We start from the raw sequence: 19,608 nt of genomic DNA on the forward strand, positions 1-19,608 counted from the left end.
CTTAGAGGCTTTTTTTAGCAAAGGAAATTTTGATCTGGTCTTCAAGGATGAGGTTACCTCCGCCTTAAGTGACAAGGCATACTTTCAAATTCTGGATTACACCATCGATGCAGGGCTACCTGGCTGGATATACTGAATATTAATTTTCTGGTCTCTCCACCAATGCAAAACGGCTATATTGTGCGATTTAAGGGTAGTTATCGAAAAGAAATATTGGAGGCCTATATCTTCTTCGAGCTCTATGAAGTACGGCAGTTGACCCATGACTGGATACAAGAATATAACAGTGGCCGACCGCATGAAGGGCTTGGGAATGCAACGCCGCTTGAATTGTCCAAGTGACACAACAATTCCTTAAGCCATATGACGGAATTCCGCTCGGGCATAAAACAGTTTGCGAGATAAAGCTTGATGAACATTCTGTCAATTTGCTCAGATCCAAGTTGCCAATAGTAGATTCATGGGATGATACTAAAAAAAGATGCCTATTGAGCACAGAGATAGCAACAAAGACTGTCTGAAAAGGGGTACTTACACTTCGACTAACATTGATGTAAGCGGTTTGCTGATGTTTCCTGTAGATCCTGTGATGATAACTTTCATGATGTCTTTTTTTAATGATTATTTGGTGGTCTTGGTATTATTGAAAATGTAATGGGAGATTTTCCATTCCCCACGTTGATTGCGCAATACAAACAATTCTTTATTTTCTAAAAAAATCTGATCTCCGCTTGTTTTGACAAGGGTTGTGACCTTTGAATTTGTCCGGGCAAAGGCATATTCGCCGCTTATGTTGATTTCGTCAATAACATACTGGATATTGATATCGGCAAAATTGAATAGAACTTCAAAAGCTTTGGTTAATTGTTCGGTGCCTTTGGCGGCAGGACCGTTATTTGGCATGTTGACGCCATCGGACGTGAATGATGCGACCGTCTTTGAAATATCTGTTGCATTAAAGGCATCGCTGAAAGAAAAGATTAATTTTTCTATTGCTGACTGTTCTTGCCGTGTTTCCATTTTTATTAAACACTTATTGTTAAGTGCAATGCAAAGAAACACCTCCCTGAAAGAACCAGCCCATAAACAAGGTTAAGAAATAGGCTTAAATTAAGTTAAGTGTATTTATTTTTTGACGTTCTTACGGCGTATTTTACTTAAAAATTCAGGTGTGATGCCGATGTAGGATGCAATTTGGGTGTTAGGTAACCTGTTGGCCAGCTTAGGATACTGTTCCAGGAAAGCTTGATAACGCTCATCGCCTGTAGAGCTGATGTTTTGCAAAACCCGGTTTTGCAATTCTATAAACTTATTTTCAGCAATGACCCTGAAAATCCTGTCGAATTTGGGATGGTTATGGTATAGATAGATCAGGTTAGTTGCGTCTATTTGTAAAATCACCGATGGCTCAATCGCTTCGATATAAAGCCGGCTTGGTTTACCCGAATGAAAGCTACCGATATCGGCTATCCAGTCATTTTCCGCTGCAAATTGAATGTTATGTTCAGCACCGTTATCATCAACCCGATACATTTTAAAGCAACCTGAAACAACAAAAGAATAATACTTGCAGACATCGTTTTCCTGAAGGATAAACTGCCTGCGTTTTACCCGCTTTTCAATAACGCGGTTCTTCAACTCATTCTTCTCAATATCCTTTAGCGGGATATATTGGGCAAAATAGGCAATGAGCTGTTCTAACGGCATTGAATTACGTTATCGATTATTACAAAGTAAATGTTTTGTACGCAATTTCATGGTAAATCATTCCGATACACAAGAAGAAGAAATCGCTGATTTTAATTAAAACCAATGCCACAATCATATCCTCAAGAACCTATTACTATTGGTGAACACATACGTAAAAAGAATTGAGTTAAAATTAAATCAAATATATATATCAGATAAATTTAATGCATAAGAAGATTGTAACACATATTGAGAGAATAACAGAAGGCTACCTCAAATTAAAATTCCTGCACTAGATTAATGAGCTTTTCTTTTGCTAAATTCTACAATGGTAGCTGCCGCGTTAATGAGTGTTTCCAGACTTACCGTCCTTCATCGTCTACTCCCTGCAAGTAATTATCCCAAGGTCCTGGGGCACCGGTCAACGGCAAATTATTTCGCATCATTCATCACCTCCCTGATCTCCACACTACCGCCCAACTCATAAATAGGCACCTGCTTCGCGATCTCCGTCGCCTCGTCGAGGCTCGCCGCCTTCACTACAAAAAAAGCGCTTACTACTGGCTTGTCACCCATATAGGCACTTTCCTGTACTGTTTTGTCTTGTCCGGTAATTGTCCGGCCGGTCGGCTTTGGACGCAGGCCCGACACCAGTTTGCCCGATTTCGCCAGATCGCCGATAAACTCCCCCCAATGTTGGCCATTCGTTTTCACTACATCAGCACTCGGCGCCGGGGCGTTCGTCCGGTAACGCACGATTAGCATATACTCTTTGGCAACATCGCTTTGTTGCTGTGAAAATCCCTGAGTGCAGGCAATAACAAGCACCCCCATCAAAATGAATCTTTTCATGGAACACTTCGTTTTATTGTAAAAGAATGATTATCGTTTAGTGCGCATAAACGCGCCGAGGATCAACGCAGCGATGCTACCCACCACCACCTGGCCGATCAACGCCTGCCCTACCTGGGCGCCGATGCTAAATTGCTTTCGGACCGAAACCAGCTCCGGTGCAATCTGATCCGGTGTCTTGCCCGCCGCCCGAAGCGTCCTTTCCGCATCCGCCACCATAAAATCCGTGAAGCCGGGATTAATGACCGTACAGTACAACAAGGTAAACGCCCCCACGATCCCCGCGACCACGCAGGTAACCAGGACACCTGTCCTCACTGCCTGCCCATACGATAACTGTCCCCCGTTCAGCCTGCGTACCTCCCGGATCGCCCAAACGATCCCCAGTACCAAAATAACGATACTAAACAGCCCGCCGATCGACCGCACATTTGCAGCCGGCAGGCTTCCATGAAAGGCGACATCATTCAGCCAGCCAATCACCTTAAAGGTTATCAGGCTCCATAAGCCGCTGACGATGCCCGTACCTAAACCGTATTTGACAAAAGATTTCATGCAACGAATGTCCGCGGTCAAAACCCAAAAATCAAAAAAAGGGGGGTGGAAAAAGGATGGATTTATCCCAGAATCGGCCAATTTGACGTATAAAGAACGTATTTCGCCCTCGCCTCGTTCCGGTTACTGACAGAAAGTTTGCAGTATATGTTATTCAAATGCGTCTTTACCGTGCTCACCTCCACGAACTGCGCCGCCGCAATTTCCTTGTTCGATTTCCCTTCGGCAAGCAATTTCAAAATCTGCCACTCCTTTGCCGAAAGGAGGCTGATCGCATCCGATCCATCCGGTACTGTGGGAGGCATCGCATCCCGCGCGGCCAGTTCCGGCTCTGCAGCCTGGTCCGCCCCTTCCGTCTCTTTCCCCTGGTGTTCATTCATCGTCTCCCGCTTATTCCACAAGAGCCCAACCGTCAGAAAGAACAACGCCACCAGGCAGAGATAAAGATCCAGTTTAACGTAGCGATAAATTACCAACGTGTTGATCATCCCAAACAATACAATCACACCGGCCGTCACCAGCCCGACACGTACTGCCATCCAGTAGGGTCGCCGGGCCTCCCCAAAACGATATGGACTGATTTTCCGCATCATGTCTTTAATGTTTTTTGGCCCTTTTGCAGCATCATCAGCGCCTTCTCCGCCCTGGTCTGCCGGGTGGCTTCCTGTTTGGCCGAGCCCACCCAGTCACAATAACCCTGTTTGTACGACTTCGCCAACGATTCGAAAAAAACCTTGGCCTTAGCGTCTTTCGCCAGCAGCGCTTCCAGCTCCGCCGGCACACCCGCTATATGTTCTCCCTTTGGTAGCATCGATTGAAGTTTTATGTGATCCAAAATAGCAAAAAAAACACATGCCGGCAAACCGTTCAATAACCTATTGAATACTTGAATATTTGCGCTGTTTGTATCCTGCTATGATGCCCTGACATAAGTAATTAATTGATTTTTCCCGGGTTAAACGCGCGTTTAAATTATTTATCGAATATCCGGATCCGTAAATTAGCGATCGATCTCTGTTGCAGGTACATAAATTCTCCGTTCTTTCGTAATCGTTTTTATCTTATGCTGCCCTATAAATTGATCGAATTTCCATTGCCCGGTCTTTAATGATTTCATAAACTCCATTGCCGTTATACATCTTGTGCCTGCCCTTCTTTTATGTGGAGTGCCTGTTGGCAGTGTCAGCTGTCCATGCAGGGCGCATTTCCAAATCAAAGGATGTCGCCGGACAAAAGGTGATCTTCCCCTCGTTCAGCAGATGTTTACGCCCTGGCTAAAGCCGCTAAAAAGGAGCTCCCGGTTTATTACCAGCATTGCCCAATGTATAATAGCGGCAAAGGCGTAAATTGGTTAACTAAAGAAAATACAATTAAGAACCTATATTACAGTTCACAAATGATTGTACCGTTGAAATACTGCAGTAATTATTGTCGGATTTAAAACAAATAAAACGATGGTAAAATATACCTGTCCCATGCACCCGCAGGTGCTAAAGGACCAACCGGGCAAATGCCCGCTTTGCGGCATGGCATTGGTGGCCGTAGGTGCTCCGTCCGCTTCCCATGAGCATGGAGCAGCACACGACCAGGCCGCCCGGGCCAGCCATGACCATACGCAAGGAGGATTCAATAAACATGCAGGCCATCATACAGGCGATTTCCTGCAGCGGTTTTGGGTAAGCCTCGTAATTACCCTTCCTATCCTGCTCCTCTCGCACATGATACAACAATGGCTTGGTTTCAGCATTGCTTTCCCGGGCGATAAGTACGTATTGCTGGCATTGGGGACGGTTATTTATATCTATGGTGGCCTGCCTTTCCTAAAAGGAATGGGTGGCGAGATTAAAGCAAAGGCCATCGGCATGATGACCCTTGTTGCCATCGCCATATCCGTGGCCTTTATTTATTCAGTAGCTGTTGTTTTCGGCCTGCAGGGTATGGATTTCTTTTGGGAGCTGGCAACCCTCATTGATATCATGCTTTTGGGGCATTGGCTCGAAATGCGATCCCAAATGGCGGCATCAAGGGCATTACAATCGTTGGTAGCGTTGCTCCCCAATGATGTTACCGTTGAGCGCAACGGCCAGGCTATAAAGATAAAGCTCGAGGACCTGCAAAGCGGTGAAACGGTCATCATAAAGCCGGGTGATAAAATTCCAGCCGATGGCTTAGTCACAGAGGGGATTTCTTACATCAATGAAAGTATGCTCACAGGCGAAAGCCTTCCTGCAAAAAAGGAAAAAGACAGTAAAGTGATCGCGGGATCTATCAACGGTGACGGAGCGCTGAAAGTAAAGGTAACCGCCGTTGGCAAAGACAGCTACCTGAACAGGGTCATTGGCCTGGTGCAGGAGGCACAGGCTACCAAATCCAACACACAGAACCTTGCAGACAAGGTAGCAAAATGGCTGACCTTTATCGCTATTGGCATTGGTGTAGCTACATTCATTTATTGGTTTGCCAGCACTGGGGATACCGCCTTTGCTTTGGAGAGAATGGTAACAGTAATGGTGACGGCCTGCCCGCATGCTTTGGGCGTGGCTATCCCACTGGTGGTCGCTATTTCCACAACGCTTTCAGCTACCAACGGTCTGCTGATCCGCAACCGGAGTGCCTTTGAAGCCACCAGGAACGTATCTACTGTCATTTTTGACAAGACCGGAACGCTCACCAAGGGTTCCCATATGGTAGAGAAGGTAATCCCCCTGGCCAGCGGATACAATGCTGATGAGCTGATACAGTATGCCGCCGCCGTACAGCAAAATTCAGAGCACCATATCGCAAAAGGCATCATGGCCACCTTAAAGGAAAGGGGCCTTGCTTTATGGAAGTCGGAAAACTTCAGCTATATGCAGGGCGTCGGGGTCAAAGCCACCGTTAACGGGAAAGATGTTATTGCTGTCGGTAAAAACTATTTTAGTCAGCACCAGCTTTCTTTGCCGGATATCCCAAAGGAGATCAACCAGGAATCCGAAACAGTCACCTTTCTTTTGATCGAAGATAAGGTAGTGGGCATAATTACGCTGGCAGACAGCATCCGGGAGGGTTCGGGCCAGGCAGTTGAGGAGCTGAAAAAAATGAACATCAAATCTTTCCTGCTCACTGGAGACAATGAAAAGATTGCCGCGGCCGTGGCCGGCAAATTGGGAATGGATGGCTTTTTGGCGAACGTGCTGCCGCACAACAAGCAGGAGAAAGTAAAGGAACTCCAGGCTAAAGGTGAAACCGTGGCGATGACCGGCGATGGTGTTAACGATGCGCCTGCCCTGGCACAGGCTGACGTGGGTATAGCCGTTGGTTCCGGCACGGACGTGGCGGCAGAAACAGCAGACATCATATTAGTGGACAGTGACCCCAGAGATGTAGTAAAGCTGATCGTTTTCGCTAAAAGTACCTATAAAAAAATGGTGCAAAACCTGGTATGGGCAATTGGCTACAACGTGATCGCAATTCCCCTGGCGGCAGGCGTATTGTATCCGAAGTTTATTTTAAGCCCGGCAATGGGGGCTGTGCTGATGAGTGTAAGCACAGTCGTAGTAGCCATTAATGCGAGTTTTTTAAGGATCAAAAAATAATTAAAAGGGAGAAATTGGACCTAAGCGAAATGATAGGTGTTGAAAAAATAGAGATAAAGATGCCCACCGCCGTACAAAGGCTGTATGGCAGTGGGCATCCGGCAAGGCTTTTAGCGGGCTCGCAGCGGCTTTCAACCTGCTGCTGATCTATCCCCGGCAATGGGTATATGCCTCCACTAAAGGCGGGTCATTTTACAGATCCTGTTTTGCACACAATTTTTCGTCATTACTTCCATAAAGGATTTTGTACCAATATTCCTTTTGATGCATCAATGGCTGATTGGGGGATAGGCCATACATAGAACTTTGGATTGTTAAAGAACCTGGTTTCAACGGGTGTTTTGGGAAAGGTGTTGCGGTGCCCGTTAGCGGTACTGATGGCGGCAATGCCTGCGGAGGCATCTACCGTGAAGATTTGCCCCTGAAGCACCTGTTCGCCTGTTTTCCAGCGCAGGATATCAAAATAGCGCAGGCCTTCTCCTGCCAGCTCTATCCTTCTTTCGTGCCGGAGAAAGGTGCGGAAAGTGGATTGGTCCATGGTCCAGCCATTCAGGGCAAAAGTGGCAGTCACTGTGGGCATATGAGCGCGCAGGCGGATGCTGTCAATCACGGCAATGGCGGTGGGGGTGGGGCCGGTTTGTTCGTTGACCGCTTCTGCATAGTTCAGCAACACTTCTGCATAGCGGAAGCTCTTCCAGTTATTGGAGCCGGACCGCACATAATCGTAACGGTCTACTCCTTTGCACCAGGAAAAGCCGGTATGGGTACCAAGGTCGCCACCCATCCGGTCGCCCGGATCGTTGAATGGATCATATTGGGTGGTAGTGGGAAACTGTGGGTAAGCATAGATATCACCAGGACAAAGAATGGTTTGCCGCAGGCGTGGGTCGCGGTTATTGAACGGATCGGTGGCTTTATAGGCCGGATCACGGGTGTAGGGATAATACCCGTTTTTACTTTCGTAATCGTTGACCAGTTCCGCGGTGGGGTTCAGGATATTGCGGCCGTTCATCAGGTCCTGTGAGCCCAGGATATCACGAAGGCTGTTCTGTGTACCATTGCCCAGGGTATATCCAAAAGAAAGAATGTCTTCCGGGGAATAATCACCGTCTTTCTGGAAGAAGTCAAAATAATTGGGATAAAGATGATACAGCTGCAGTGCCATAACAGCCTGCGCTGCCGTGGCGGCATTTGCATATTGCCCGTTGTACAGGTATATCCTGGATTCCAGGGCAAGGGCGGCCCCGCGGGTAACACGGCCCAGGTCTGCACCACTATATTGGGTGGGCAGGTCTGGTGCTGCTTCCTGCAGCCACTGTATCACCTGCGGAATGATCTGGGCTTTGGGCGTTACGGGCAGGTCCGCTTCATTCGGATCAGTGAGCAGTTTATTGACAAGCGGTACGTCGCCGTAAAGCGTGGTCATGATGAAATAGCGGTAAGCCAGCACAAATTTTACTTCGGCAATGAGCCGGTGTTTGAGCGTGCTGTCCAGGTCTGGCACTTTGTCTACGTTCGCAAAGAAGGTGAAGGCCTGCCGGATGGAGTTGTAATTCCATTCCCGGTCGCTGATGGTAGCGTCCTGGGTGCTATTGCCAAAACGTTGGGTAGTAGCGTCAGAGGCGGTGTACCCGTTATCGCTCATGCCCTCATAATAAACAAAGCTGGCCTGCGGGAGGAAGGTGTACATGCGGGTGGCAAACATCGTGGCATCATCAGGTGTCTGCCAGTAGGTGGCGTCTGTGATCTGGTTCAGCGGGTGCTGGTCCAGGAAGTCTTTCTTGCACCCGGCGCCAAGCAGGCACACTGCCAGCAGGTTGCATGCAATCAATAATTTATAGGAACGTTTCATTTTTTTTCAGTTAAGAGGTGATGGTGATCTGCGTTTAGTGGTCACAGTTAGAACACTACATTGGCGCCCAGGCTGATATTCCGTACTTGTGGATAGTTGGAACCATCGCCATAGTTCGGGATCTCCGGGTCCAGCACCCGCGGGAAATTTTTGCTGGTGATCACAAAGAGATTGTCTACACCCAGGAAAACACGCAGTGACGCGATGTGGGCCTGCTTAAGCAGCGAAGGCTGCAGGTTATAGCCAACTTGCAGGTTCTTAAAGCGCATGTAGGCTGCTTTCTCCAGCCACCAGCTGTTGAATTGTGCATTATTGATAGACTGATCCGTTCTCAGGATAGGCCAGCGGGCGTCCCGGTTCTCCGGCGACCAGTAATCCAACTGGGAGCGCAGGATGTTACCATCCCCATTAAAGAAGAAGGGCACCTGCGCACCGCCCGTCAGGCGCGCCAGGTTGCTTAGCACCCCCTGCAGTAACACAGATACATCAAAAGATTTATAAGCAGCGCCCAGGTTTACCCCAAAACGGTAGTGTGGAACTGCCTGGCCTAATAACGTACGGTCATCGGAATTGATTTTCCCGTCATGGTTGATGTCAGCAAACCGGATGTCACCTGGCTGGTCACGTGGATTCTGGACGGGGCTTTTGGCTATCTCGTCCTGCGATTGGAACAATCCTACGGCTTTGAGACCATACCACATCCAGCGGGACTGGCCTACGATCAGCGGGTTGTCGCCATAGGAGGGGCCTGTGCCGCCCAGGTTCAATATCTTGTTCCTGGAATCAGAAAATTCAATAGAGGCGTGGTAGCTCACGGCGCCTGCCTGGTTCTTGTAGCCCAGGTGCAGCTCAAAGCCCTGGTTTTGCATCTTACCTGCATTCTGTTGTGGCGCCCCAATACCGTAGGTGGAGGGCACGGAGGGAGAGCGGATAATGCCCGTAGTGATATCGCGGAACAGGTCCAGGGAAAGATCGAAATTTTTAAACAGCGTCAGGTCCAGGCCCAGGTTCGTGGTGGTCTTCACTTCCCAGGTGAGATTGGGGTTGGGTGAATTGCTGTAGTAGGTAGTTGGGCTGGTAGCCTTATTCAGCACATAGGTGCCCTGCCCGATGGTATTGGCCCAGGGATAAAGTTGGGAATTGCTCAACTGGTTAATGGGGCCGGTGGCGATCTGGTTACCCACCTGCCCGATGGAAGCGCGCAGCTTCAGGTAGCCAATGGTGTTCACCAGGGACCGCATGAATTTTTCCTGTGAAATGATCCAGCCGGCGGATACGGAGGGGAACAGGCCGTGGCGGTCGTTCAGGAATACGGAAGAACCATCATAACGCATGTTCGCTTCCAGCAGGTACTTGTTGTCGAATGCGTAGTTGATCCTGCCAAAGAGGGATTGAATGGAAAAGGCGAGCGCATTGCCAGATACGGAGGTCAGGGTGGGGTCGGAAGAGCCGGCATCCACCTGGTCCAGTGAATTGGTCAGGAATCCGTAACGGCTGATGGAGTTAAAATCATACCGGGAGCTTTCCTGGGAATAGCCCGCCAGGACTTTCAGGGAATGTTTGCCAAATGATTTATCATAATTCAAGGTCAGGATGGCGGTAGGATTGGCCGTCGCGGAATTGGCCTTATATACACTATTGGGGTTGTTCTGGTAAACAACGATCTGCTCATTGTCGTTATAAAGCGGGTATTTATTATAGAAAGCAGACACAAACCCGCTGTTGTAATTATACCCATACGTACCATTCAGTACCAGGTTATCCAATATTTTAAATTCAGCGGTGAAATTAGTATTTACCGTGATATCGTTCTCATGCTGGATGCCTGCCTTGGTCATGATATCGTTTGGCTGGGAGCCGCCCCGGTAGCTGCGGTCGTGCCCTTCTTTTGTATAGGGATATTCGGTCACCGGCACAATGTAGGACCATTGCAGTGCATTGCCGACGCCATAGGCCGGCTGTGTCCTTTCTTCCTTTACTAGTACGGAGTTGATACCCAGTTTCAGGCGTTTGCTCACCTGTGCATTGATATTGAACCGGGTACTGTATCGTTTGTAATCTACGTTTTTTATCAGGCCACCCTGGTCCAGGTAGCCGCCACTCACGTAATAATCTACATTGTTACCGCCGCCGCTTACGCTCAGGTTGTGTTGCTGCTGGATGGCCTTGTTGCTCAGGATATAGGCCTGCCAGTTCGTACTGGGTAATGCCCCGGATTTATATTGCTGGATCATTTCGGGCGTGAACTTCACTACGGCATTCGGGTTATCATTTAACTGGGCCTGGTTGTACAGGTCCACGAATTGCGGAGCGTCTACAAACTTGGGTACACGTGCGGGACGCTGGCTGCCTACCATCACATCATACTCCAGTTTGGGACGTACGTTCAGCCGGCCTCTTTTAGTAGTGATCAGCAGTACGCCACCGGAAGCGCGGGCGCCGTAGATCGCCGTGGCAGAAGCATCTTTCAGTACGCTCACGGAGGCAATGTCCTGTGGGTTCAGGTAGGCCAGGTCGCTGACCGCCATGCCATCTACGATGTACAGTACGGGATTGTTAGATAAGGTACTGTTGCCACGGATATCAATGCTGGTGCTTCCATAACCCGGGTTAGCATCTGTCTGTTGTATGTTCAGGCCTGCGGCTTCCCCCTGGAGGATATTCAGTACGGATGGCACTGCACGGTTTTCTATTTCTTTAGACGATACGGTGGCTACGGCACTGGTCATGCTTACTTTTTTCTGGCTGCCATATCCTACTACCACCGTTTCTCCCAGCTGCGAAGAAGTGACCGTAAGTACCAGGTCCAGCACGGCAGGTTGTTCGTTACGGATGACAATTGTTTTCTCCGTGCTGCCATATCCTAAGAAGGTGAAGCTCACCGTGTAGGTGCCATCAGGAATGCCGGCAATCGTGTATTTACCCTGGCTGTTGGTCAGCGCGCCTTTAGTGAAGCCGCTGGCCTTTATTACCACGGTAACACCCTCCAGCGGCCTGCCTGTGGTATCGCTGACGGTTCCGCTCAGGGAAGCCGCCAGCCGGTGTGCCGGCGTGCCGGCAATAGTAAAAGATGCCCTGCCAGTGGCACGGGCGGGATGGATGAAAGCCATCCACAGGGCCATTGTTAATATGGCTAAAGATCCTGCACGGAATGGATGCAGGAAGAGCCCCCCGACGCTACGGGGCATGCCTCCGGCATTAGCAACTGATTGCATACAATTTTATAGTTTGATTGAGTAATAAAGCCGGTGAGGCTTGTTTTCATGGAAAGCTGTCTGGCTGACATTCATCGCCTGGTGAATGCCTCATAAGCAGTGCTTCCTGGTGAATTAACATTTGAACATACCATACCCTTTACCGGTGCCCCGGTAGCAATGATAAAAGATACTGATGTCCGGAAGGGGCCTGCGATCCTGCGGTTGGTGAGGATTGGTTTAATTCCGTGACGGATTCTGGTTTAGATAATTTATTTTTCGATGGTGGTTGATGGATGTGCCTGGCCTTGATTCCTCTTCTGAAACCGGTTCGTCGTCATCCTGCTTATTAATATTCAAATTTATTAGCTATATCGATTTAGTACTGATGATTTTTTATCAATAGCTGATATGTTTTCGTGTTCTTTTTGGGTTAAACGAAGTTATTGGTGCGAAAACAGGCGGAGTTGACCCAGGATGATCTTTTTTCTTACATATGTCCTGCATCTTCAAAGGCCATGTCCTGCCTGGTTCGGTGGTAGCCTGTGATCAAAGCCGCACAATATCACCGTTTTGAGCTCCCCCCTGCTATGCAGCAAGGTCCTCAAACTTTCCCGCAAACATAACATACGCTTAATACTACGATAATATACATCTGTTTTCTTTGCGCCCGGAAGCTAAATGCATCAGTATGAAATTGTCAGACAAGCCGGCTGCATTATGGCAGAAAATACGGGAAGGCGAGAAGGAGGCGTTGTTTTTACTCTACGATGATCTCTATTTTCACCTGGTGCGTTATGGCTTATCCGTACACAGTGACAGTGACCTGGTGAAGGATTGCGTAGGCCAGTTATTCCTTAAATTGTGGGACCGCCACCAAACACTGAATGCTGTCGGGAATGTACAGTCTTACCTGTTTACCACACTGAGGAGATTGATTATCAATGCATTGGATGCTGAGAGTAAGGTCCGTAACATGAAAACAGAAGAAGGCGAAGAAGCTTCCTATGAACAAATTATTATTGCCCGCGAGAAAGATGAGGAACTGAAAAAGAACCTGCAATCAGCCCTGCAGGCCTTATCCCCCAGACAGATGGAGCTGATCCGGCTCAAATTCTTTGAAGATCTGTCTTATGAAGAAATTGCCCATGTAAGCGCGCAGAACGTAAAGACCTCGTATAATACTATCTATGAAGCCATTAAGACACTTCGCTTAAAGCTGAAGGTGTAATCCACCTTTTTCCGGCCTTTATCACCTTCTTTCCGATACGGTTCTGCAAGGCCTTTCCATTCCAACTCCCCGATAGGCGCTAAAAAGAAATATTTCCCCGCAAAGCCAATACAGGAAAGCTTTTTCACTCCACCCGCAAAAATTTTTTGAAAAAAAAGCCGGTTTTCTCCGGGAAAAACGACCTGTTTTCCCCTCAATATGTGAACAAGCGAAAAAAATAAATGGATCTGCAAAATCCCGCACCCGAAGATTTGTTATGTGATGAGTCATTCCTGCGTTACTGTTGGGGAGAAAATCAAACAGATATAACATACTGGGAATATTGGATCCAGGAGCGTCCGGAACGGCAACCTGTTGCCGAACGGGCCAGGCGCTTGTTCGATATTTTAACGGCAGGACAACACAGCCGGCCCGCGCAGTTGGCCGCGTTAAAGGATGCAGTGGCAAGAAGGGAACAGTTTACCGCATTGATGTTAAACAGGCCGGCACCCGCACGGGTTGTTAAGTTCAAAGGGAAGAAGATCCTGCACTATGCCGCCGCCGTGGCGGTGCTGATCACTGCAGGGGCCCTTACCTATTTCCAATATACTAAAAAGCAATCCTGGTCCCTTACCAAGTACGAGTATCACACTACAGCAGGTAGCAGGCAAACCATCATGCTGCCGGATGGAAGCGTTGTCATGCTAAATACAAACAGCCATCTCTACATCGGTAAAGACCTGAGAACAGTAACGCTCAACGGGGAGGCGTTCTTTGATATCAGGCACGATGCCGTACATCCATTCCTTGTCCACACCAAAGATTATAATATCCGGGTGCTGGGTACTTCCTTTAATGTAAGGGCTTACGCAGGCGCCAGGAGAACGGAAACAGATCTGATAACGGGTAAAGTGGAGATCGTACCCGCTACAAAGGAGAAAGTAGTACTGCGACCAAACGAGAAATTTATTTTAGCGCCAGCAGCCACTGCGCCGGTGAAAGGAACGATCGCCCACCTGGATGTAGACACGCTGACCCACCATGCCACAGAAACATCCTGGGCGCGTAACCGGATGGATGTCCATGATGAAACATTAGCAGCAATAGCGCAAAAGCTGGAAGCCTGGTATGGGATCAGGATCATTTTTGCCAGCGAAAAGGCCAGGCAGTACAGGTACACAGCCAGTTTTAACGACGAAACTGTTTTCAGGGCTCTGCAGTATTTAAAACAGTCCTATCCCTTTTCTTACAAAGTAGAAGGAGATTTAATCATCATTAGCGAAAGCTGACACACAGCCATTTAAAAAATTAACAATTGTATGAAGGGGTACTTACCGCTTCCCGGACGAAGTATGCGTTCGGGTGCCAGGATCTTATTGTCATCACTTTTCCTTTTGCTTTCCGTGTCGCGGAGTTATGGCCAGAACAAGACAAGCGCCAACATTACGCTGGATGCGGATAAAACGGCTATCGTAACTGTATTGCAGCAGGTGCAGCAACAAGGGCACTTCCGTTTTATTTATAACAATGATCTGCTGGATGACAAGCGTGTGATCACTGTGCATCTGAAGAATGCCACGCTAAAGCAACTCATGGACATCATACTGAAAAACACCGGGCTCATTTTCGAAGAAAAGGATAATGGTACCGTAGTGCTAAAGCAGGCTGTGGCCGTACAAAAGGTAGTTGGCAAGCTCAGTGGCGTTGTAAGAGATAGCAGTGGTATGCCATTGCCTGGTGTATCCGTTACTGTTAAAGGGAAGCCTAACATCGGTACCACTACGGATATGAATGGTGGTTTCTTCCTGGAGACGCCCGGTAAGGATGCCGTGCTGGTTTTTAGTATGGTGGGCTATACACCGCGTGAGCAGGTATTGGCAGACCAGAGCGCTATCGATATCCGGTTGATGGTATCACCCTATCACCTCGATGAAGCGGTAGTGGTAGCTTTTGGCAAACAGAAAAAGGCGGATGTGGTGGGATCCGTAACGACTATCAATCCTTCTGAATTGAAGGTGCCTTCCAGTAACTTAACCACGGCGCTGGCGGGCCGTGTAAGCGGACTAATAGCTTATCAACGTTCCGGCGAACCTGGCGCAGACAATGCCAGTTTTTTTATCAGGGGGGTCACCACTTTCGGGTATAAAAAAGACCCGCTCATCCTTATAGACGGGGTAGAGGTAACCACCACAGACCTGGCCCGTTTGCAGGTGGATGATATTGCCAATTTTTCCATTCTGAAAGATGCTACTGCTACCGCGCTATATGGTGCGCGCGGTGCCAATGGGGTGATCCTGATCGCTACGAAACAAGGGAAGGAAGGCCGCCCTACCTATTCCGTGAGGTTTGAAAATTCCCTGTCGGAGCCCACACAGAATATTAAGCTGGCAGACCCGGTTACTTACATGAAACTGGCGGATGAGGCTACGCTCACCCGCAATCCCCTTGGCATTACGCCCTACAGCCAGGAAAAAATAGACAACACCATTGCCGGTACCAACAAGTATGCCTACCCGGCTACAGACTGGATGAAGATGCTATTCAAAGATTATACAATGAACCAGCGCGCAGACGCTAACGTGAGTGGCGGCGCTTCTGTAGCAAGATATTATGTATCTGCTTCATTTTCGCAGGACAATGGGGTGCTGAAAGTACCCAGGCTGAATAACTTCAATAACAATATCGATCTTAAGACTTACTCCATCCGTTCCAATGTGGATGTAAATCTTACCCGTACCACTTTACTTACCACCCGGGTATCCGGTTCTTTTTCTGACTATACAGGGCCTATAGCCGGCGGCACTGCGGTGTACAACGAGATCATGCATTCCAACCCGGTAATGTTTCCTGCTTATTACGAACCGGATGCAGCCAATGCATTTACCCATCATATTCTCTTTGGGAATGCGGGTGCGGGTACTTATGCAAATCCCTATGCAGACATGGTAAAAGGCTATAAGCAGTACAATACATCTACAGTGAATGCCCAGGCTGAGTTGCGCCAGCAACTCGATTTTCTTACACAGGGGCTGTCATTCAATGCCATGGCTAATACCAGCCGCTATGCCTACTACGATATTTCCCGTTCTTATACCCCCTTCTATTACAGCCTTGGGAGTTATGATAAGGCCACCGGCGATTATACGTTGAATGCGCTGAATCCTGATGCCGGCACGGAATACCTAAGCTATCCGGCCAATGGTGGTACAAGGCTGATCACTACTTCCGTATACTTCCAGGGTATCCTGAATTATAACCGCGCATTCAAGAAACATGGGATAAGCGGAAGCCTGGTGTACCAGGCGCAGAACAGTGTATCGGGTGATTTTACCAGCCTGGAAACCTCGTTGCCTTCGCGTAACCTGGGGCTTTCCGGCAGGGCTACATATAACTATGATCAACGCTACTACGCAGAATTTAACTTTGGTTATAACGGCTCCGAACGGTTTGATATAAAACACCGTTTTGGTTTTTTCCCTTCCGCGGGTATCGCCTGGAATGTATCAAATGAAAAGTTCTGGGATAATGGCCTGCGCAATACCATTACCAACCTGAAACTCAGGGCTACTTATGGCCTGGTAGGAAATGACGCTATTGGCAGCGCCCAGGATCGCTTCTTTTACATGTCGCAGGTAAACATGACGGATGGCAGTAAAGCGGCTTCTTTTGGCTCCAATGTGGGCTCCATGTACACCCGGAACGGTATTACGGTGCTGCGTTATGCCAATCCCGATATTACCTGGGAAGTGGCGCATGAGACCAATGTAGGTTTTGACATGAGCCTCTGGAATAAATTGAATGTAACACTGGACGCTTACCGCACCTACCGCTCCAATATCCTGATGGTACGCGCTTCCATTCCTACTACAATGGGGCTGTCTGACATACCCAGTGCCAATATTGGTGCCGCTACTTCCAAAGGCATAGATGCATCGGTGGATTATAATGTTACCGTTAATAAGAACTGGTGGATACAGGGCCGGGCTAATTTTACCCTGGCGCAGAGCAGGTACGATAAATATGAAGAACCGGCTTATACGGATGAGCCCTGGCTTTCCAGGAAGGGCTATTCTTTGTCGCAAACCTGGGGTTATGTGGCGGAGCGTCTGTTCATAGATGATAAAGATGTGGCAAACTCACCCATGCAAACTTTTGGTACTTATGGCGCCGGTGATATCAAATACCGTGACATCAACGGGGATGGGCAGATCACCGCACTGGACAAAGTGCCCATTGGCTTTCCAACCGACCCGGAAATGGTGTATGGTTTTGGAGTGTCCGTAGGGTACAGATCCTTTGACGTTTCTGCTTTTTTCCAGGGGCAATCCAGGTCTTCCTTTATCCTGAACTCCACCACCACCGCACCTTTTGCGGGCGATAATGCCTTGTTGAAGGCGTATGCGGATCATCACTGGTCCGAAGATAACCGTGATATCTATGCATTGTGGCCAAGGCTTAGCCCGGATGTAAATGTAAACGATGCACAACCCAGCACATGGTGGGTACGCAATGGCAAGTTCCTTCGCCTGAAACAGCTGGAGATCGGTTATTCCCTGCCCAAAAGCCTGATGGACCGGTTCCATATGAAATCATTCCGTTTTTACCTGAACGGCAGCAACCTTTTCAATCTCTCCACTTTCAAATTATGGGATATAGAAATGGCTGGGAATGGCCTGGGATATCCCCTGCAACGAGTGGTGAACCTCGGGCTGCAGACATCGTTCTAATACTATTCAACATCATTTATACACTTTATGCAACGTTTTCTTGTTTTACTGGCTATCCCCTGTCTTTTTTTTGTGTCCTGCAGGAAATACCTCAATGTTATACCAGATGATGTGGCTACGATCGATTATGCTTTCCGGCAGCGATCTACTGCAGAACAATACCTTTTCACCTGTTATTCCTATATGCCTAAACATGGTGATGTGCTTTCTAACCCGGCATTCCTTGCGGGTGATGAAATGTGGTTCTATTATCCTTATGCAGTGCGTGGTTTTACCCTCGACATGTCTTCCCATGAAATTGCCCGTGGTAACCAGAGTGTTACTGCTCCGCTGGTGAGCTATTGGGATGGGACGAACGGCGCCAGGTCGCTTTTTGCGGGCATCCGTGACTGTAACATCTTCCTGGAAAACATTAACAGTGTGCCGGGCATGGAGCAATATGAAAAAGACCAATGGGCAGCAGAGGCTGTTTTCCTGAAGGCTTATTATCATTACTGGTTGCTGCGGTTGTATGGTCCCATTCCCATCGTGGACAAGAACCTGCCTATCAACGCTACACAGGACCAGGTGCAGGTGGAGCGGCAAACGGTTGATTCCTGCTTTAACTATGTGGTGCATACCCTGGATGGCGCCATCATGAACCTGCCGGACCAGATCCAGGACGCAGCTACCCAGGCGGGCCGTATCACAAAGACCATTGCAAAGGCCGTGAAGGCAGAGGTACTGGTGACTGCAGCCAGCCCATTGTTCAATGGTAATACTTCTTATACCAGCTTTAAAAGCAAATCCGGTGTGCCTTTTTTCAATGCTGCCATAGACCCCCAGAAGTGGGTAAAAGCAATGAATGCCTGCCGTGAAGCCATAGAACTGGCCACCAGCCAGGGCTACAGGCTGAATCACTTTAACCCTGCCCTTGCCGTGAATCTTCCTGTGGACCTGCAGGTGGAAATGGATGTGAGAACGGCGGTTACTGATAACTTTAATCCCGAAGTGATCTGGGCTAATACAAACAGTTTGGCCAGCCTGATACAAAGCATGGCCCAGCCCAGGATCAATGCCACGAACGCGGCCAACGTGAGCCCCTGGAGTATCTCATCTGTGCCGCTCAACATTGTGAACACCTTCTACAGCAAGAATGGTGTGCCGGTGAACCAGGATAAAACACTGGACTTCATTACCCGGGGCGCACAGACCCGCGTGGCCACCAGTGCTGACATGTATCATATCCAGCCAAACTATACTTCTGCCGCGATCAACTTTGACCGGGAGCCGCGTTTCTATGCAGACCTCGGCTTTGATGGTTCCATTCTTTTTGGGAATGGTAACCAGACGCTGACGGCCCTGAACCACCTGGAAGCCCGGCAGGGACAATATGCCGGCTGGAGCGGGGATCCTTCCCATTATAACATTACCGGTTACTGGCCGGTGAAACTGGTGAACTATCTGAACACTTTTCCCACCACGACTACCTATTCCAGCACTTCCTATGCCTGGCCGGTAATGCGGCTTGCAGACCTTTACCTGATGTACGCAGAAACGATCAATGAAGTGAGCGGCCCTGTTCCCGATGCATTTAGATGGATAGACTCCGTGCGCGCAAGGGCTGGTATTCCATCTGTGCAGGATGCCTGGACCAACTATGCCAATAATCCCGGTGCTTTTGCCAGCCAGGCGGGCCTCCGGCAGATCATCCACCAGGAAAGGGAAATTGAGTTTGCATTTGAGGGACAACGTTTCTGGGACCTGAGGAGATGGAAAGAAGCCGATAAAACATGGCAGGAACCTATACAGGGCTGGAACATTGGCCAATCGGACATTGCTGCTTATTACCAGATGACAACCCTGTACAACCGCACCTTCCAGCTGCGGGATTATTTTTGGCCTATTGCAGAGTCGGACCTGCTTGTTAATAAAAATCTTGTTCAAAATCCAGGGTGGTAACCTCTGAAAAAGC

General features: G+C 48.6%; 14 protein-coding genes. 6 read left to right on the forward strand and 8 right to left on the reverse strand.

Annotated elements, in window-relative coordinates:
• Window positions 1-162: 162 nt before the first annotated feature.
• Entirely contained in the window at window positions 163-342 is a 180-nt protein-coding gene (locus DCC81_RS11560) for an integrase core domain-containing protein (protein WP_108686783.1), read from the forward strand.
• 279 nt (window positions 343-621) lie between these two features.
• Here the strand turns inward: DCC81_RS11560 and DCC81_RS11565 are convergent, their stop codons facing one another.
• From DCC81_RS11565 to DCC81_RS11590, 6 genes are all read right to left on the reverse strand, one after another.
• Window positions 622-1,020: a YybH family protein gene (locus DCC81_RS11565; protein WP_108686784.1), complete on the reverse strand. Its 399-nt coding sequence runs from the start codon at window positions 1,018-1,020 to the stop codon at window positions 622-624.
• Window positions 1,021-1,125: 105 nt separating this feature from the next.
• Window positions 1,126-1,707 carry a Crp/Fnr family transcriptional regulator gene (locus tag DCC81_RS11570; RefSeq protein ID WP_108686785.1) on the reverse strand — a complete coding sequence of 194 codons (582 nt, stop codon included), beginning with the start codon at window positions 1,705-1,707 and terminating at the stop codon, window positions 1,126-1,128.
• 414 nt (window positions 1,708-2,121) lie between these two features.
• The gene (locus tag DCC81_RS11575; RefSeq protein WP_108686786.1) at window positions 2,122-2,541 is read right to left on the reverse strand and encodes a YciI family protein; all 420 of its coding nucleotides are present in this window, start codon (window positions 2,539-2,541) and stop codon (window positions 2,122-2,124) included.
• A gap of 30 nt (window positions 2,542-2,571) precedes the next feature.
• Window positions 2,572-3,096: a DUF4199 domain-containing protein gene (locus DCC81_RS11580; RefSeq protein WP_108686787.1), complete on the reverse strand. Its 525-nt coding sequence runs from the start codon at window positions 3,094-3,096 to the stop codon at window positions 2,572-2,574.
• Window positions 3,097-3,158: 62 nt separating this feature from the next.
• Window positions 3,159-3,689, reverse strand: a complete 531-nt coding sequence (locus DCC81_RS11585) for a response regulator transcription factor (RefSeq protein WP_108686788.1) — start codon at window positions 3,687-3,689, stop codon at window positions 3,159-3,161.
• Window positions 3,686-3,907, reverse strand: coding sequence for a YdeI/OmpD-associated family protein (locus DCC81_RS11590; RefSeq protein ID WP_108686789.1), 222 nt, complete (start codon window positions 3,905-3,907; stop codon window positions 3,686-3,688). The genes DCC81_RS11585 and DCC81_RS11590 overlap by 4 nt, the downstream gene beginning before the upstream one ends.
• 643 nt (window positions 3,908-4,550) lie before the next feature.
• Here DCC81_RS11590 and DCC81_RS11600 point away from each other — a divergent pair.
• Window positions 4,551-6,671: a heavy metal translocating P-type ATPase gene (locus DCC81_RS11600; protein WP_108686791.1), complete on the forward strand. Its 2,121-nt coding sequence runs from the start codon at window positions 4,551-4,553 to the stop codon at window positions 6,669-6,671.
• Window positions 6,672-6,897: 226 nt separating this feature from the next.
• On the opposite strand, the gene DCC81_RS11605 is transcribed toward DCC81_RS11600, so the two are convergent.
• A complete protein-coding gene (locus DCC81_RS11605; RefSeq protein WP_108686792.1) occupies window positions 6,898-8,523 on the reverse strand; it encodes a RagB/SusD family nutrient uptake outer membrane protein in 1,626 nt (541 codons plus the stop codon).
• Between the two features lie 47 nt (window positions 8,524-8,570).
• Window positions 8,571-11,738, reverse strand: a complete 3,168-nt coding sequence (locus DCC81_RS11610) for a SusC/RagA family TonB-linked outer membrane protein (RefSeq protein ID WP_108686793.1) — start codon at window positions 11,736-11,738, stop codon at window positions 8,571-8,573.
• A gap of 670 nt (window positions 11,739-12,408) precedes the next feature.
• On the opposite strand from DCC81_RS11610, the gene DCC81_RS11615 reads away from it, so the two are divergent.
• The 4 genes from DCC81_RS11615 to DCC81_RS11630 all read left to right on the forward strand — a co-directional run bounded on the left by DCC81_RS11615 (window position 12,409) and on the right by DCC81_RS11630 (window position 19,595).
• Window positions 12,409-12,948: an RNA polymerase sigma factor gene (locus tag DCC81_RS11615; protein ID WP_108686794.1), complete on the forward strand. Its 540-nt coding sequence runs from the start codon at window positions 12,409-12,411 to the stop codon at window positions 12,946-12,948.
• Between the two features lie 470 nt (window positions 12,949-13,418).
• Window positions 13,419-14,216 (forward strand): FecR family protein, encoded by a 798-nt coding sequence (locus DCC81_RS11620; protein WP_165806548.1) that lies wholly within the window; start codon window positions 13,419-13,421, stop codon window positions 14,214-14,216.
• A 30-nt stretch (window positions 14,217-14,246) separates the two neighbouring features.
• Window positions 14,247-17,654: a TonB-dependent receptor gene (locus tag DCC81_RS11625; RefSeq protein ID WP_240612969.1), complete on the forward strand. Its 3,408-nt coding sequence runs from the start codon at window positions 14,247-14,249 to the stop codon at window positions 17,652-17,654.
• A gap of 111 nt (window positions 17,655-17,765) precedes the next feature.
• Window positions 17,766-19,595, forward strand: a complete 1,830-nt coding sequence (locus DCC81_RS11630; RefSeq protein WP_240612970.1) for a RagB/SusD family nutrient uptake outer membrane protein — start codon at window positions 17,766-17,768, stop codon at window positions 19,593-19,595.
• Window positions 19,596-19,608 lie beyond the last annotated feature (13 nt).

The organism is Chitinophaga parva, from assembly GCF_003071345.1.
Lineage (GTDB): Bacteria > Bacteroidota > Bacteroidia > Chitinophagales > Chitinophagaceae > Chitinophaga > Chitinophaga parva.

What these genes read in the sequence shown, in the direction of transcription:
- DCC81_RS11620 (WP_165806548.1), top strand. Translation starts at nt 13,419, where the DNA reads ATGTTAAACAGGCCGGCACCCGCACGGGTTGTTAAGTTCAAAGGGAAG.
- DCC81_RS11605 (WP_108686792.1), bottom strand. Translation starts at nt 8,523, where the DNA reads ATGAAACGTTCCTATAAATTATTGATTGCATGCAACCTGCTGGCAGTG.
- DCC81_RS11600 (WP_108686791.1), top strand. Translation starts at nt 4,551, where the DNA reads ATGGTAAAATATACCTGTCCCATGCACCCGCAGGTGCTAAAGGACCAA.
- DCC81_RS11590 (WP_108686789.1), bottom strand. Translation starts at nt 3,907, where the DNA reads ATGCTACCAAAGGGAGAACATATAGCGGGTGTGCCGGCGGAGCTGGAA.
- DCC81_RS11580 (WP_108686787.1), bottom strand. Translation starts at nt 3,096, where the DNA reads ATGAAATCTTTTGTCAAATACGGTTTAGGTACGGGCATCGTCAGCGGC.
- DCC81_RS11560 (WP_108686783.1), top strand. Translation starts at nt 163, where the DNA reads ATGCAAAACGGCTATATTGTGCGATTTAAGGGTAGTTATCGAAAAGAA.
- DCC81_RS11575 (WP_108686786.1), bottom strand. Translation starts at nt 2,541, where the DNA reads ATGAAAAGATTCATTTTGATGGGGGTGCTTGTTATTGCCTGCACTCAG.
- DCC81_RS11585 (WP_108686788.1), bottom strand. Translation starts at nt 3,689, where the DNA reads ATGATGCGGAAAATCAGTCCATATCGTTTTGGGGAGGCCCGGCGACCC.
- DCC81_RS11615 (WP_108686794.1), top strand. Translation starts at nt 12,409, where the DNA reads ATGAAATTGTCAGACAAGCCGGCTGCATTATGGCAGAAAATACGGGAA.
- DCC81_RS11610 (WP_108686793.1), bottom strand. Translation starts at nt 11,738, where the DNA reads ATGCAATCAGTTGCTAATGCCGGAGGCATGCCCCGTAGCGTCGGGGGG.
- DCC81_RS11565 (WP_108686784.1), bottom strand. Translation starts at nt 1,020, where the DNA reads ATGGAAACACGGCAAGAACAGTCAGCAATAGAAAAATTAATCTTTTCT.
- DCC81_RS11625 (WP_240612969.1), top strand. Translation starts at nt 14,247, where the DNA reads ATGAAGGGGTACTTACCGCTTCCCGGACGAAGTATGCGTTCGGGTGCC.
- DCC81_RS11570 (WP_108686785.1), bottom strand. Translation starts at nt 1,707, where the DNA reads ATGCCGTTAGAACAGCTCATTGCCTATTTTGCCCAATATATCCCGCTA.